Source organism: Clostridium mobile (assembly GCF_018918285.1).
GTDB classification, from domain to species: Bacteria; Bacillota; Clostridia; order Clostridiales; family Clostridiaceae; genus Clostridium_AW; species Clostridium_AW mobile.
On sequence record NZ_JAHLQF010000001.1, the window covers coordinates 638783 to 653007 of the forward strand.

The window sequence follows — 14225 nt, forward strand, 5'->3', positions numbered from 1 at the left end:
ACACTACATTATATTCATTTTCTTTACCTCATGTTATTTAAAATAGTAAAAGAACTTGACTCTCAAGTTCTTTTACTGTTTTTTTAACTATTCTATTATATACTTATTTCTCAAAGAACTTATTTTCATTAATTAAAATGACATAGTGTCACTTTAATAAAGATTTATTTAGTAAGGAATACATGGCAAACAAAAAGAGATAATCCTTTTCCAATTGCTTTTATATAACTTTCCTTTAAATCTATAATTAATAAAAAACTTAATTTTTCATGTTAGCCTTTACTATTCAATAATCTGTATTCATTTTTACAAATATTAAACTATCTATCCATTTACCATTTATCTGTATGTGATTTTCAATTTTTCTAGTTATAACAAATCCATTTTTCTCTAATACTCTTTGCGAGCCAATATTGTCTAGAGATGTTCCCGCTTCAACTTTTTCAAATTTATAATCTCTAAAACCTTTCTCTAAAGCAATTCGAACAGCTTCTGTTGCATAACCATTTCCATTTTCATTCTTTCCAATTCTATATCCTAGTTCTACAGTTTTAACTTCATTATTTCTTATTGAAAAGAAATTAACTCTTCCAACCATTTTTCCTAATTTGTTTCTGATAATATACATATAACATTCACCATGATTTTGTTCTATGATTATTTCCTTTATAATTTCTTTGAATACTTCCATTTTATAATATTCATCACCTCTCGAAGGCAATGTTTCTTCAAAATATGTTCTATTTTCTATCTCAAAATTATAAATATCATTTGCATTATATTCTGATACTAACTCTAGACTTATACTCATTGTATCTCCCCTTTTTTATGCAGGCTGTAATCAGGTTATTTTCTGCCCTCGTCACCACAAGTTATAATCTCAAAGTACCTTGCACTTGCGATAATTATGTCCTATCTTCGAATAATGTATGGAACGTAGTGATTATTAGGTGAATCATCTTATTCCTTATTTTATTCTTATTGTAGATAATTTTTACTTTTTATATATTTTTTCCTTTTACCTATTGGTTTTATCATATAATTTATAAAGTGGAATAATATTGGATAATAGTATACAATTGCAAAACAATTGATATATATATCATACCAAATATTATCATATTTCGTAATTCCTTTACAAAAATAAATACCATCTGCAACATAACTCTCTCAATATAGCTCCAAATAGCTCCAACTTCTAACCTCTTATCTTCATAAAAAACCTTTCTTCTATATTTAAGTGCAAACTAGGGATTTTCTAAGACAATTAAGCCAGATGCTTAAGCTAGGCATCTGGCCGTTTTGTTTCTTTTTAATATTGTAGATAGTTTCCATAGCGTCTATAAATCTCTCTATATCTCTGCATTTGCATTGTAGAAATAAAATTATAATATCTATTAGCTATTTGCTTAGCATTTAAACGCACTGCAAAGTCTAGTAAAAAAGCCGATCTTGTAGCTCCTCTTTTCCTGTTCTTATTTAATGCTCTTATTATTCCATCAGCGGTTGTTATACCTATACCATGACCATAATAAGTTCCATCGCCTAAATTAATAACATTTTCTCCCTGCCATTCAGGCGTTGCCGGATTTACATCAGGATTTCTAAAATATTGACAATCTCCAGGAAAGAACTCTGTTACATCTCTATAATTTTCCATATAAAGGTTTCTACTTATATATTGCCAGTCTAATAAATATATACTGGGATACATTTCATTAAAAAGTTTTTCGGGAAGTATGTTAATAAGTGCCTTATAATAAATAATAACTATCGCAGTGGCACATTCAGTACCATATTTTGAACCATTAATAAAGATATCCTTTATGGCATCAGATGGCTTTATATGTTTTTTTAATAAAAAACCACCTTCATCAGTACGCTCCCAGTAATCTGTATTACACTTTGATTTACGAAAGGTTGTAAAACTCATATTACTTCTATTTAATTCCCTAGCTGCTCCAACAATATTTACTCGTAGTTTTATGTCAAAATTTAATTGATTTAGTGAGTCATATCTATAGACATCTTTACTTGATGCTAACTGATCGGCAATCTTTCTTTCCAGGCTATTTGGTGGATACTCAGCAACAATTTTATCTCTGGTAACTATATTACCTGAAATTATAATCATCGTATTCCTCCTATTCTAGCAAATTTTATTTGTTCCTCTATTGGACATTTTAGCCAATGCTGCCACTTATATATGTTATTATGATGTAACATAACGGAAAACTCTGAAAGTAATATTTGAGTATTCTTATCTAACCTTTTAAATTCATCTATCAATTTACACTCTTTTGAGCTTAAAGTCCTTAATATTTTTCCTGTATCAATTGATATTGGTTCACATAAATACTTTCCTTCTAAAACTACCCTATAAATTACAGGATTGTTGGTTTGTTGAAAGCATTCCTCTGTGAAGCGCAGAAACAGATTATTTTTTCCGAACCAATCAAGAAAAGATAGGTATTGTTCTTTGATATCTGCTTTATCTCGTATACCTATGTCTGGCACAAAACTTAAAAGCTTCTGTGCTAATTCAATATCTTTCAACTCTTTAGATAGTAATCTTTCTGAAATAATGCTTAAACTTATGGGATCACGTGATTCAAAAAAAGCCCACGCTAAATGATGTATTAGTAATCCTTGTTTATATCTCCTAAAAATCATTTCTGCTATTATAGGCAATACCGTTTTATCTCTATATACTTTTGTTAGGTATATTGCAGTTATATCTAAAACTTCATCATATTGATCATTCAATCCATCATTAATGCATCCTGTTTCTAGCATCCACTTTAGAGTAGAATGAACTGCTTGTATATAGTCACAGGAAAGATCTTCAACAGCTGAAATGTTTTCTTTACTTAACAATATTTCACTTGTGATTCTTAAGGCAATTCTATTTCTTATATTTAACTTCTGAAAAAGCTTTAGTTCCTCAATTTCAGGTTTAAGCAGAAAAAGTGAAGCAAAATGCAAGTTTTCATCATTAATTAAATTTAGAGCTTCTTTCTCATTAGCTTTTGTTAGTTGATGAAAAAAGGGCCTAATACTATCTATCCCACTATCATCCATTCTTTTATCTAAGAGATTTATGATGTTTAAATCATAGATATACACATATTCTCCTCCTTCATTTTTATAGCGTTAAACCATATCATTATTTACACTTGCTACGGCTCTAAAGGTTGTACTATAGTTTGAATATCCAGTTTTAGGCATCTTATGTGCTCCATTTTTATTACATACATAAATATATATGCCACCATTTTAAAAAAAATCACTCTTTTATTTATTTTCAACAAATTTTACTAAATTAGGTGGAATAGTCCACTGTATTTTTTACTTTTTTCTTAATATCTTTCTTTGCAGTTTTAAAGCATTTTATAGGTAAACTTATTAAGTTATATTCCAAAATTTAATATCAAAAAAATAATTACTGCGAATTCCTTTTCATTGGTAGTAAATCCGTAGTAATTACCTATTTTTTATTATTAAAATTTTCCTTAACCTTTGCTTTACTTAAATAGCTTAACAACTGTATCTATATGTAGTGTTTAATGATACTCTAATAATTTAAAATTATCATTTATATAGATAGTTTCTAGTCATTTGAAGATTATTATTGATTCCTTTAGAAAAAATAATTTGATGAATATTTAAACCACTCGCACGAAAAGAAGCAGCACAAGAATTTAGGTAAAGTCTCCACATTTTAATGAAACGTTCATCATACTTTCTTCTAACAACATCTAAATTTCTTTCGAAATTTTTCGACCAATGTTCTAGCGTTTTTGCATAATGTAATCTTAGACTTTCTGCATCTAATAGATGAAATCCATTTTCAGGTAAAAGCCATACCAACTCACGAACCGAAGGAATATACCCTCCTGGAAATATATATTTAGTAATCCATCGATTACAAGTTATTTCAACTGGTCCAGTGATGCAATGTAAAACAGATAAACCACCTGGAACAAGAAGTTTATTTACTGCTTCCATATATTTAGGTAAATTTGCTCTTCCTACATGTTCTATCATTCCAACACTAACTACTTTATCAAATTTTCCACTATGACTTTCTGCAAGAGTTCTATAATCCATTAATTTTATATCTACCTGTCCTTCTAATCCAAGTTCTTCTATTCTCTCTTTTGTTTTCATATATTGTTCTTCACTTAAGGTTATACCTAAAGCCTTTACTCCATATTGTTGAGCCGCACGAATAATTAGCCAACCCCATCCGCTTCCTATATCTAATAAGGTTTCTTCTGGACGAAGCTGTAATTTTTTCAATATGTAATCAATCTTCTGTAACTGAGCTTGTAAAAGAGAATCCTCTGGGGAACAAAAGTAAGCACATGAGTAGCTCATAGTTTCATCCAGCCATAACTCATAAAAATCATTGCCTAAATCATAATTATGCTTAATGTCATTTTGCTGTTTTCTTAGAGAAGTTGCTATACTGTCATTTGAAAAAAATTTTTGTAATCTACGGAAACCTTTCTTTTCAAAAAAAGGTATATTAATTTTATAGGCGATTTCAACAATTTCCTGCAAATCTCCTTCAAAGTCAATAACTCCATCCATATAAGCTTCTCCTAAAGCTAGTGATGGATCTTTTAATAATTTTGTTACTGGAATTTTATTATTAAATATAATTTTAAAGGTAGGTTGACATTCACCGTAATTATTACTTGTTCCATCCCAATAATCAATTGAAAAAGAATATTCTTTAACTTTTTGAAAAAATTCGTGTATAAGTTTTTTATCCATATTTTCACCCACTTAATCCTAATAATTTCAATTTGAATTAACCTATTTTTTAGTACAATGCATAAATCTCCATCAGTTTTAGTTCAGTAAATACGATGTTAATACTTTTATTATTACCCAATATATTCCACATATTCACACTTACTTTTATAAATATTCTTAAGATACCTTATAACTTGCTCTTGGACTAGTTTTTTCTACTCCCTATAGGTCGATATAAGCTTGAACAAAGCTACATCTTTGTTTCTTACCTTTTTATATAAGTTTCTTTTGCATAAGGCTTATATTTTGAACTAATATATAAGTTATACTGATATTTACCCTATATAAATGTTAAAATAACTAATTTTTTGTAACGAAATTACTAAAATACCGATATATATTATAGGAGGTACCAGCTGTTGTTAAAAAGTTATTAAAGAAACTATCAATAAATGGAGATGAAATAAATGAGGATACCTATAAAAATAGTAATTATAAATGAAGCTGATATTGATATAAGCATTATAGATAATAAAAGAAAGGTAGGTGAGAATCCTGGTTTATGGCTAGTTAAACTGCCGCTTTATTTAAAAATAAAGTAAAAAATCATATAGAAACAGTACATATTATTATTTATTATGATTTTAAAAACCAGATTAAATAGTGCAAAATATAGAGGAAATTTATAGAGAGCAGGCACAAACGGTATATCGTTTCTTGTATAGTTATATACATGATGCAGATTTATCAGAAGAGCTAACACAAGAAACTTTTGTAAGGGCAATGAAATCTCTTCATAGGTACAATGGAAAATGTAAAATTTCAGTTTGGCTTTGTCAGATTGCAAAACATGTTTTGTATCAAGAGTTTGAGAAGAAAAATAGAAATAAGACAACGACACTTGATGAGAATATGGAATTTAGTACATATTCTACAGAAGAATTAGTTATTTCATCAGAAAATAAGAAAGAAATTTATAAAATGATACAATCTCTAGATGATACTACTAGAGAAGTTATGTATCTTAGATTTACAGGAGACTTAAGCTTTAAAGAAATTGGAGAAATACTTAATAAAACAGAAAATTGGGCTAGAGTTACTTTTTTTAGGGGAAAATCAAAACTTATAAGGAGGATGCAAAATGAATAGTGATTTACCATGTAACACAGTAAAGGATTTATTACCTATATATTTTGATGGAATCGCAAGTGAAGAAACTAATATATATGTAAAAAAACATTTAAGCCAATGTAATTCCTGCCAAAGTGAGTATAAAAAACTTTATGAAATTGAAGAAAAAAACGAACAAAGGATTGAAAGTGAAGCTGATTCTATAAAAATATTAAAAAAGAAATTAATTACTTGGTTCATTACAGTTATTGTACTTGGAATCCTTTTAACAGGTATAGCTATGTTTTCATCTTCTTACAAATCAGTGCGTAGTTATTCAATATTGGAAGCAATATCAGTATTACCTATATATGCAGGCATATACTTTTTACCTTTATTAGGAACCTTCGTGGCTATCCTATGGAAAAAAACTATTCCTAAAAAAGAAAATGCCTTTTGGCCCAATGTTATTATTTCATTTTTGGTAATATGGATTACATTTGAAATATTATTCTTATTATGGCGTTTTTTCTTGATAATAAGAGTTTTTCTTTAGATAAGGAGGTTACAGTTATGAAAAAAAATATATCCTGTGAAATTATTCAAGATTTATTACCAAATTATATTGAAGGCATACTTAGTAATGAAAGTGAAAAATTGGTCAGTGATCATCTTAATGAATGTATTTATTGTAAAAAAGAGTGGGAAAATATGAATACATTAATTGAAGTAGATCCTGTTGAAGAAAGAAAAGTAGATTATCTAAAAGGAATACATAAGAAGTGTAGAAATATTTTACTATCCTGCATTGCTCTTAGCGCTATTACGCTTTTAATTTGCGTATTTTATATGGAAAAAAATACTGATGAAGCTTTATTCACACTATTTTTGTTCTTTTTTGTTTTTGTGGCTATACTTATAAAATACGGATTTCCTTTGTTTTTCGCAATAGCAGGTTTTTGGTGGTATAAAAAAACAAATAAAAAATGGGTTCTGGTTATTTCTTTTATATGTATTTTCTTGTTTTTAAATTCAATACTTTCTGTAGTAAAAAACGCACTTATTTACGGGCCTTGAACAGCTGCTAGTTATTCCATTTGCCTAAACAACTAGAATTGTATAATAAAACTTCCACCGAAGTAAATTTTTCGGTGAAAGAATAGTAGAAAACATCCCTTTTATTGACATATTTAATACCAAAAAGTCCCTCAAATCTAAAATCTGAGGGACATACAACACTCTTCAATATTTAATTAAAAATCTTTAAGATCTTTAAGATGAGACTATTTCTTTACTCAAATGGATGTTTTTAAACTAACATCATAATTCATTTTCATAACACAACTGTCCGCAAGCGGCACTGATTTCAGAACCAAACTGTGTTCTAACAGTTACACTAATACCAGCTTTCTTTAGTGCACTGCAAAATTGCTTGATAGCACTTGAAGATTGAAATTTAAAAGTTGTTTTGTCCGTAGAATTATAAGGTATCAAATCAATGTGATATAAATGCTCCCATGAACCACGATTTTTCAATAAACCTATAACTGCCTCTGCATGTTCTTTCGAATCATTAATTCCTTCAAGCATAATATAAGCAATAAACACTCGTCTTCCTGTATGAATAATATGCTCATCTAATGTCTTCATTACCTCATTCAATGGAAATCTTTTATTTATAGGCATTAAATCGCTTCGTTGACTTTCAAATGGTGAATGAAGTGAAAAAGCCAGATTCACTTGTGGAAATTCTTTGGTCAATCTTTGGATTCCTGGTATAATGCCAATTGTTGAAATAGTAATTCTTCGTTGACTTAACCCAAATAAATTTTGATCAGTTAAAATTTTTACTGCATCAAATAACTCCGAATTTGCAAAAGCCTCACCCATTCCCATAAATGAAATACTATTCAATCTATGGTCATTAAAATAGAAATAAAGTAATTGGTCAGTTATCTCATCAGCAGTAAGATTGCGTTTAAATCCAGCACTTCCCGTTGCACAAAAACCACATCCAAAACCACAACCACATTGGGAAGAAATACAAAACGATTCCCACCCCTGTTTATACTTTAGTCCAATAGCTTCTATTCTTTCTCCATCAGTTAATTCGAATAACAATTTTTGAGCTTGTTTAGAATCTTGTGAAAAAACAGGTATTACACTAGATACATTATTTCCAAACTCATTTACTAAAGCTATCCTTAACGCTTTTGGTAGTATATGCATATCATCAAAATTATCTATTCTTTGATGAAAAATAGCTTTTGTAAGCTGCTCATATCTATAATCAGGTAACTTTAGATTCGATACTATTTGTTTTATTTTTTCATATTTCGTTTTTGTCTGTTTCATGTAGGCTTCCTCCTCACTATTAATAGTTAGGAAGCAAAGCCAGTATAATTAGCGACTTATACTACTCCATGCAAGCGTCGCCCAAAACATCTGGCTTTGCATGGAGCCTATTGTGTGTTACTTTTATATTCTCATTAAACATATTAATTGCCATTTCTACCTTTACAATTTTATTATTTTTGTTGCAACATTTTCACAAAATGCACTATCATGCTCAACAAACAAAATTGTAGGTTCATGTTCAATTAACAATTTTTCAATCTGCATACGAGAAATGACATCAATAAAATTCAATGGTTCATCCCAAATATACAAATGTGCCCGTTCACACAAACTTCCGGCAAGCAATACCTTTTTCTTCTGTCCTCCACTAAAATCCTCGATATTCTTTTCAAACTGTTCTCTTGAAAAATCAAGTTTTCTAAGCATGGATTTAAATAAACTCTCGTCAATACAGTGTTTATCTGCATACTCAGATAAGTTACCATATAAATCTGAAGTATCTTGTGAAACATACGAAATGATTAACTTATTATTCTTTCTTACAATTCCACTATGGGAGATGTCTTCTCCATAAATTAATTTCAATATACTTGATTTTCCGCTGCCATTTTTTCCTTGAATAGCAATTCTTTCACCTTGCTCTATAGTGAAGTTTACTCCTTCACAGACAATTCTATCATCATATTCAATTGTAACATCCGTAAGTTCTACAAGCTTTTTATCATGGAAAGTAAGCGGTACTATTTTTAAACTTTCATTAGATTCAATATTTTTAAGAAGCTTTGATTTTTCCTCAATCATGTTTTGTTGTCTAGCTTCTATATTTTTAGCACGCTTCATCATTTTTGCAGCTTTATGTCCAACATATCCTTTATCTAATTTGCTCCCAGAATTAGTAGTTCCATACTTGCTGCTTTCAACACTATCTGACCACGTAGATGTACGTTTTGCCGAGCTGGAAAGTCTGTTAATATCCTTTTTCAATTTTTCGTTTTCTGCTAGCTCAAAACCATCTTGTAATTCTTTGTTTCTCCACCATGAAGAAAAATTTCCTTTTTGTATTTCAATATTAGTTTTATTAATAGACAAAATATGGTCAACACAATTATCTAAAAAAGACCTATCATGTGAAATCAGAATAAATCCTTTCTTTTCTTTCAAGTAATTACGTAGTTTTTGCCTAGCTTCAGCATCCAAATGATTGGTAGGCTCATCAATAAGTAAGAAGGTGTTCTCCTTCAAAAACATAGCAGCCAACAATGCTTTGGTCTGCTCTCCTTTAGATAGTGTATAAAACTGTCTATATAAAGCATCGTAGTCCATATCTAACAAAGATAATTCTTTTACTATTTCCCAATCCATTGAATTTGGACTAATCTCCCTTATGACATCTATGGTGAAATTGCTTTGCTCCTGTACCTCATAAGGAAAATATTCAAAAGTCACATCAGCTGAAATGTTTCCATTATATTCGTATTTCCCAAGTAAAAGATTTAGAAAAGTAGTCTTTCCTCTTCCGTTTCTTCCAGTAAAGCCTAATTTCCAATCGGTATCAATTTGAAAACTTACATTTTCAAAAATATTATCATAGCTACCTTCATAAGCAAAGGTTAGGTTTGTAACATTTATTAAAGACATATTTTTGTCCTCCTCTGTATTTAATAGTATAAATAACAAAGTCGGAACAATAGGCGACCTTGTTATTACTCCATATAAGTGTCGCCTGCAGCATCCGACTCTATATGGAGATTATCATGTGTTATCAAAGTATCTTTATTTATCATAATATTATTTATCCTCCTTATTCGAATTATTTATCCGATGACTACCATCCGTAATGCTACCATCGCACTCTGTGAAAGCGATTCACATAAAATCAAAGATTTTGGTTCTCTGCTTGCACTCTGTGAAAGCGACTCACGTAAAATCAAAGATTTTGGTTCTCTGCTTGCACTCTGTGAAAGCGACTCACGTAAAATCAAAGATTTTGGTTCTCTGCTTTTCTACAAGTGGGAGATATTAGAACTCTTGAGCTTCAGCGATTTAGAGTTCTTATGCTGTGCATAACGGATGCTACGTCCCTGGATAAGTTCTTCTAAGCTTCAGTTGGAGTAAGTATTCCTTTTAAGTAAACTCCATCTGAAGCTAAGAATCACTTGATAAAAAAATAAGAGCCGCAAGAATTAATTATTCTTACAGCTCATAGATATACGTAGTTAAGCTAATCATTATAGCATAAAACAAGTGTATATATTAAGAGAAAAAAGAATAACTTTCTTGCATAAGTACAACAAAACAAACAGAACACACCTGTTTATCTTTGTATTAAATGTACTTTAAAAATTAGCAAGAAAAATTAATCATTTTTTCACCTCAAATTTCATTTTTTTGTTATTATACCATTATACATTGAAAAAGTCAATAAAGAGTGAATCAAGAAAATCTATTTCTTCTCTATCTTCACAATACACTCTACATGTAACGTTGATTGAACCGCAATCCATATCTTTTTCAATAAAATCAATATTATCTCTATTGTATTTTAACAGCTCAATAATCTCTTTGAATATAGAAATATTATCTTCTCTAAGTTTATTTAAATAATATAGTAAATCTCCATTAGGTTAATTTTTTCATATACTATAATGAAATATTGTACGCATAATTATTTCTTTTTTATTTAAGCCCTCTAAGCTATAAATTTCTTTTTCTAAAAGAATGTTCTATATCCAAAATATCCATCAACTTCAGAAAGTCCAACACTATAGCCTTTTGCATAAGACTCATATTTTGAACTGATATATAAATCATACCAATATTTACTATATATAAATGTTAAAATAACTAATTTTTGTAACGAAATCACTAAGATACCGATATATATTATAGGAGGCACCAGCTGTCATTAAAAAGTTATTAAAGAAACTATCAATAAATGGAGATGAAATAAATGAGGATACCTAATAAAGATTTAATACTAAGTCTATTTGATGAATACCTGCATTTTGTAATTCAAAGTATCTTTTTAAATCAACATTAGAGATAGAGTTTTTAATTTAATATTATATTCTAGTTTAAAATGATATATTAACATTGCTTCAATTACATTAATTACTGTGGTATCTGTTATTTTATCTCTCAATTCATCAGTAATTTACTAATGTGAATTACCAAAAGAAATTGTATTCAGTGAATCGGGTGTTATAATTGTATGTAATTTGTATTTGAGATGAAGTAAAAATACTACTAATTTCTTATCTCTATATTTTATATTATAATCTCTATATATTTTTTTAATTTTCTCATGAGTACTTAATTTGTCAAAGATGTTTCTCCCCACACCATTATCAGAGGATTGTACAATATACAAAATCTCGTAAGCTTCACTTGTTTCTTAATTTTGTTCTGATATGTTTATTAAGTCATATATTGATATTTTCATTTTTTTATTTAAATCTGACTGGTTAAAGAAATAAATATAATTATTTTTAATAAATTCAATTTCAAATTAGGAATCTCTGTTTTAATTACGATCCCATAATCACAAATATTAATACTAACACATCCATTCGGCATTAAAAGGAAATAGTGTAACATTTGGTATTTCGTCACTCATATTTAATTCTAAACAATTGTATCTTACAACTAATTGCTGATTAATGTATTGCGCATCTACTATTTGATATTTGTTTGTTGACATAACCATATAAATATTTGAATTGCCATATTATGGACGTTGTTCGCGAACGTCTTCCAAGTACACATATGGGAAAATATATTCAGTATCAAAATAAACTTCTAATGATTTTTTCTAAAATACAGCAAGTCCCACAATGCCTTAGGATATAAAAAAGGTGATGTTTTAATCTAGTAATGCCCCGGTGGAAAGTTTAATTTATAAAAAATCTACAGGCAAATTCCTTATACCTTCTGCTCTATGTTGAAATGCTATTATTCTATAGTTATCATATGCTCTTCGAAGAATGTCACAATTCCTTCCGTGATTTCTACATTGAATTCCTCATCTATTCCATTTTGCTCCATGAAATTATTCATGTTGTAAAAATTAATTTCAAAAAATTTTGCTAACTCATCATTATTAAACTTAACTAAAAAGCCTCTTTCTATTCTCATAGTACTAGCCGAGATGCAATATGCGTGAAAAAGTAGACTTAAACCAGCATTTTTCCATTTATTGTTTAGAAAATAGAACCATGGAATTCCTATTTCTATAGACTTCTTCAACCACTGCATTATTTCTGGTATTTGAAATATTTCACGAGAATCTTCCTCATACTCTGGGAAAAATATATCCAATGATGACTTTGAGTCTAATAACATTTCTTTATTTCTACACAGTCCATCTATGAAATTATTTATAAAATCAAAACTTTCGTTTTCAATTTCATCCTTTGTAACTGCTAGTGTGATATAATCAGAATTTTTTATAAGATTAGCAATAGCCCAATTCATTTGTATTTGTTCCTCAAAATCAATTATTGGGCCTGCCGTTTCAAAAATTGCATTTTTAAAATTATATTTGAGTTTATTTTCCTTTGGTACTTCAATCCACCACCTTTTTTCTTGTAAAGGCATAGTTTTTTCTATTTTAAACTGTACCCAATTCATTCTTGTAAGTTCTTGATCCAAAATTACAATAAATATTGGCGATTGACTATTTAGATAATAATTTAAATGTTTATTTTCTCCAATATACTTATATCCACCCAAGGTCTTTGACCGAAAAAACGAATCACCATGTTTAATTTGGACACCAATAAGCTTTCCTGAAACATTTCCATTCTCAACAAGTTCAATATAACCATCTATTCCAAAGTCATTTTCCTGATCAACTTTATGATATATGCAGTTCATTTCCTCATTTACAAAATACTGAAAGAAAGTTTCACCTATCATCCCATTTAAACTACTAATATTTCTCTTTGGAAATAGCAAAAAATCGCCTCCTTTATTTCTTAAAACACCTATATAATTTTAGTCCCTAGTATTCTGCTGTATCCTTATATTCAACTAAATCATTTTTTTGTGGGTTTTCTTCATCTTCAGCTATTAGCAACACAATTTGTTTACCACTCTAGATTTGCGAGGGAATACAATAAATGGAGCATGCTAAGAGTCCTTGCGAGGAACATCGTAAAGCGATCTTACTTTTTTCTTACTAACTAATTATTATTTTATACTCATTTAATATTATCTTTATTAATTCATATATAGTATCTTCTACTTCCTTATTCTTTCTTAATTTCCCATCATAAGTATTGAACGATATTATTTGAGCCAATTCACTTATATGGTCAATTATATGTAATCTTTTTTCTACGAAAAAGATATCTTCATCATATTTGTAATATAATTTATCCATCATATCAATTATATCAATTGTTGAGTATGTGAAATCATTACTTTTAATATAACTCATTAAAGGTCTTAAATCATTAGCGATTTCTTCTTTCTTAGATTTTATTGAAACTTCGTTAAAGAAATCCCTATTTATTGTAATAGTTTCAAAACATCTATTATATAGATCGAATTTCTTTAATTTTAATATAAGCCTACTTTCATCATATAAAATTATTTCCTTCAAATATTTCTCTTCCATTTTGTTCTTCCATTCTGCCCACCATTTATGTTCACTTTTATTAAGATTTTTTGCTATACACAAATACCACTTTTTAAATGTATATTCATTTGATGTTGCTACTTTTTTAAACGATTCTCTTATTTGTTTTTTTTTGACAGTTTCCTATTTCATCTATAAAGAATTTGCACTGATATATTTCAATTTCATTATTAAAATCGCCAACAAAAATATCTATTCCGCCATCCCCTTGGCTTACTTCAACAGGATGAGCATTATTAAATTTTGATTGGATTAATTCTGTACAAATATGCTCAAATTTTTCTCTTGCTCCACTATATCCGAAATCATCTCTTAAACTTCTAAAATCCCTACTCATTTTAAATTCCCCCAT

General features: G+C 28.8%; 15 protein-coding genes. 4 read left to right on the forward strand and 11 right to left on the reverse strand.

Features of this window, described 5'->3' with window-relative positions; all coding sequences use genetic code 11:
* Window positions 1-286 precede the first annotated feature (286 nt).
* The 4 genes from KQI86_RS03210 to KQI86_RS03225 form a co-directional block, all read right to left on the reverse strand.
* On the reverse strand, window positions 287-811 hold the full coding sequence (locus tag KQI86_RS03210; RefSeq protein ID WP_216437707.1) for a GNAT family N-acetyltransferase: 525 nt from the start codon (window positions 809-811) through the stop codon (window positions 287-289).
* Between the two features lie 501 nt (window positions 812-1312).
* Window positions 1313-2134 (reverse strand): protein-glutamine gamma-glutamyltransferase, encoded by an 822-nt coding sequence (locus KQI86_RS03215; protein ID WP_216437708.1) that lies wholly within the window; start codon window positions 2132-2134, stop codon window positions 1313-1315.
* On the reverse strand, window positions 2131-3126 hold the full coding sequence (locus tag KQI86_RS03220; protein WP_216437709.1) for a hypothetical protein: 996 nt from the start codon (window positions 3124-3126) through the stop codon (window positions 2131-2133). Before KQI86_RS03220 ends, KQI86_RS03215 begins: the two co-directional genes overlap by 4 nt.
* Window positions 3127-3591: 465 nt before the next feature.
* Complete coding sequence (locus KQI86_RS03225) at window positions 3592-4782, reverse strand: SAM-dependent methyltransferase (RefSeq protein ID WP_216437710.1); 1191 nt, start codon at window positions 4780-4782, stop codon at window positions 3592-3594.
* 449 nt (window positions 4783-5231) lie between these two features.
* Between KQI86_RS03225 and KQI86_RS20330 the strand changes: the two genes are divergently transcribed.
* The 4 genes from KQI86_RS20330 to KQI86_RS03240 all read left to right on the forward strand — a co-directional run bounded on the left by KQI86_RS20330 (window position 5232) and on the right by KQI86_RS03240 (window position 6951).
* Entirely contained in the window at window positions 5232-5366 is a 135-nt protein-coding gene (locus KQI86_RS20330; RefSeq protein ID WP_281417162.1) for a hypothetical protein, read from the forward strand.
* Between the two features lie 61 nt (window positions 5367-5427).
* A complete protein-coding gene (locus KQI86_RS03230) occupies window positions 5428-5913 on the forward strand; it encodes an RNA polymerase sigma factor (protein ID WP_216437711.1) in 486 nt (161 codons plus the stop codon).
* Window positions 5906-6430 (forward strand): zf-HC2 domain-containing protein, encoded by a 525-nt coding sequence (locus KQI86_RS03235; RefSeq protein ID WP_216437712.1) that lies wholly within the window; start codon window positions 5906-5908, stop codon window positions 6428-6430. The genes KQI86_RS03230 and KQI86_RS03235 overlap by 8 nt, the downstream gene beginning before the upstream one ends.
* Before the next feature lie 17 nt (window positions 6431-6447).
* On the forward strand, window positions 6448-6951 hold the full coding sequence (locus KQI86_RS03240) for a zf-HC2 domain-containing protein (RefSeq protein ID WP_216437713.1): 504 nt from the start codon (window positions 6448-6450) through the stop codon (window positions 6949-6951).
* Between the two features lie 243 nt (window positions 6952-7194).
* Here the strand turns inward: KQI86_RS03240 and KQI86_RS03245 are convergent, their stop codons facing one another.
* The 7 genes from KQI86_RS03245 to KQI86_RS03275 form a co-directional block, all read right to left on the reverse strand.
* Window positions 7195-8229 carry a Cfr family 23S rRNA (adenine(2503)-C(8))-methyltransferase gene (locus KQI86_RS03245; RefSeq protein WP_216437714.1) on the reverse strand — a complete coding sequence of 345 codons (1035 nt, stop codon included), beginning with the start codon at window positions 8227-8229 and terminating at the stop codon, window positions 7195-7197.
* Between the two features lie 162 nt (window positions 8230-8391).
* Complete coding sequence (locus KQI86_RS03250; RefSeq protein ID WP_216437715.1) at window positions 8392-9870, reverse strand: Lsa family ABC-F type ribosomal protection protein; 1479 nt, start codon at window positions 9868-9870, stop codon at window positions 8392-8394.
* 1072 nt (window positions 9871-10942) lie between these two features.
* A complete protein-coding gene (locus KQI86_RS03255; protein WP_216437716.1) occupies window positions 10943-11098 on the reverse strand; it encodes a hypothetical protein in 156 nt (51 codons plus the stop codon).
* Between the two features lie 690 nt (window positions 11099-11788).
* The gene (locus KQI86_RS03260) at window positions 11789-11932 is read right to left on the reverse strand and encodes a hypothetical protein (RefSeq protein ID WP_216437717.1); all 144 of its coding nucleotides are present in this window, start codon (window positions 11930-11932) and stop codon (window positions 11789-11791) included.
* Between the two features lie 251 nt (window positions 11933-12183).
* Complete coding sequence (locus KQI86_RS03265) at window positions 12184-13188, reverse strand: DUF4365 domain-containing protein (RefSeq protein WP_216437718.1); 1005 nt, start codon at window positions 13186-13188, stop codon at window positions 12184-12186.
* Between the two features lie 223 nt (window positions 13189-13411).
* Window positions 13412-13852: a hypothetical protein gene (locus KQI86_RS03270; RefSeq protein ID WP_216437719.1), complete on the reverse strand. Its 441-nt coding sequence runs from the start codon at window positions 13850-13852 to the stop codon at window positions 13412-13414.
* Window positions 13853-13958: 106 nt separating this feature from the next.
* Window positions 13959-14210 (reverse strand): hypothetical protein, encoded by a 252-nt coding sequence (locus KQI86_RS03275; protein WP_216437720.1) that lies wholly within the window; start codon window positions 14208-14210, stop codon window positions 13959-13961.
* Window positions 14211-14225: the final 15 nt, after the last annotated feature.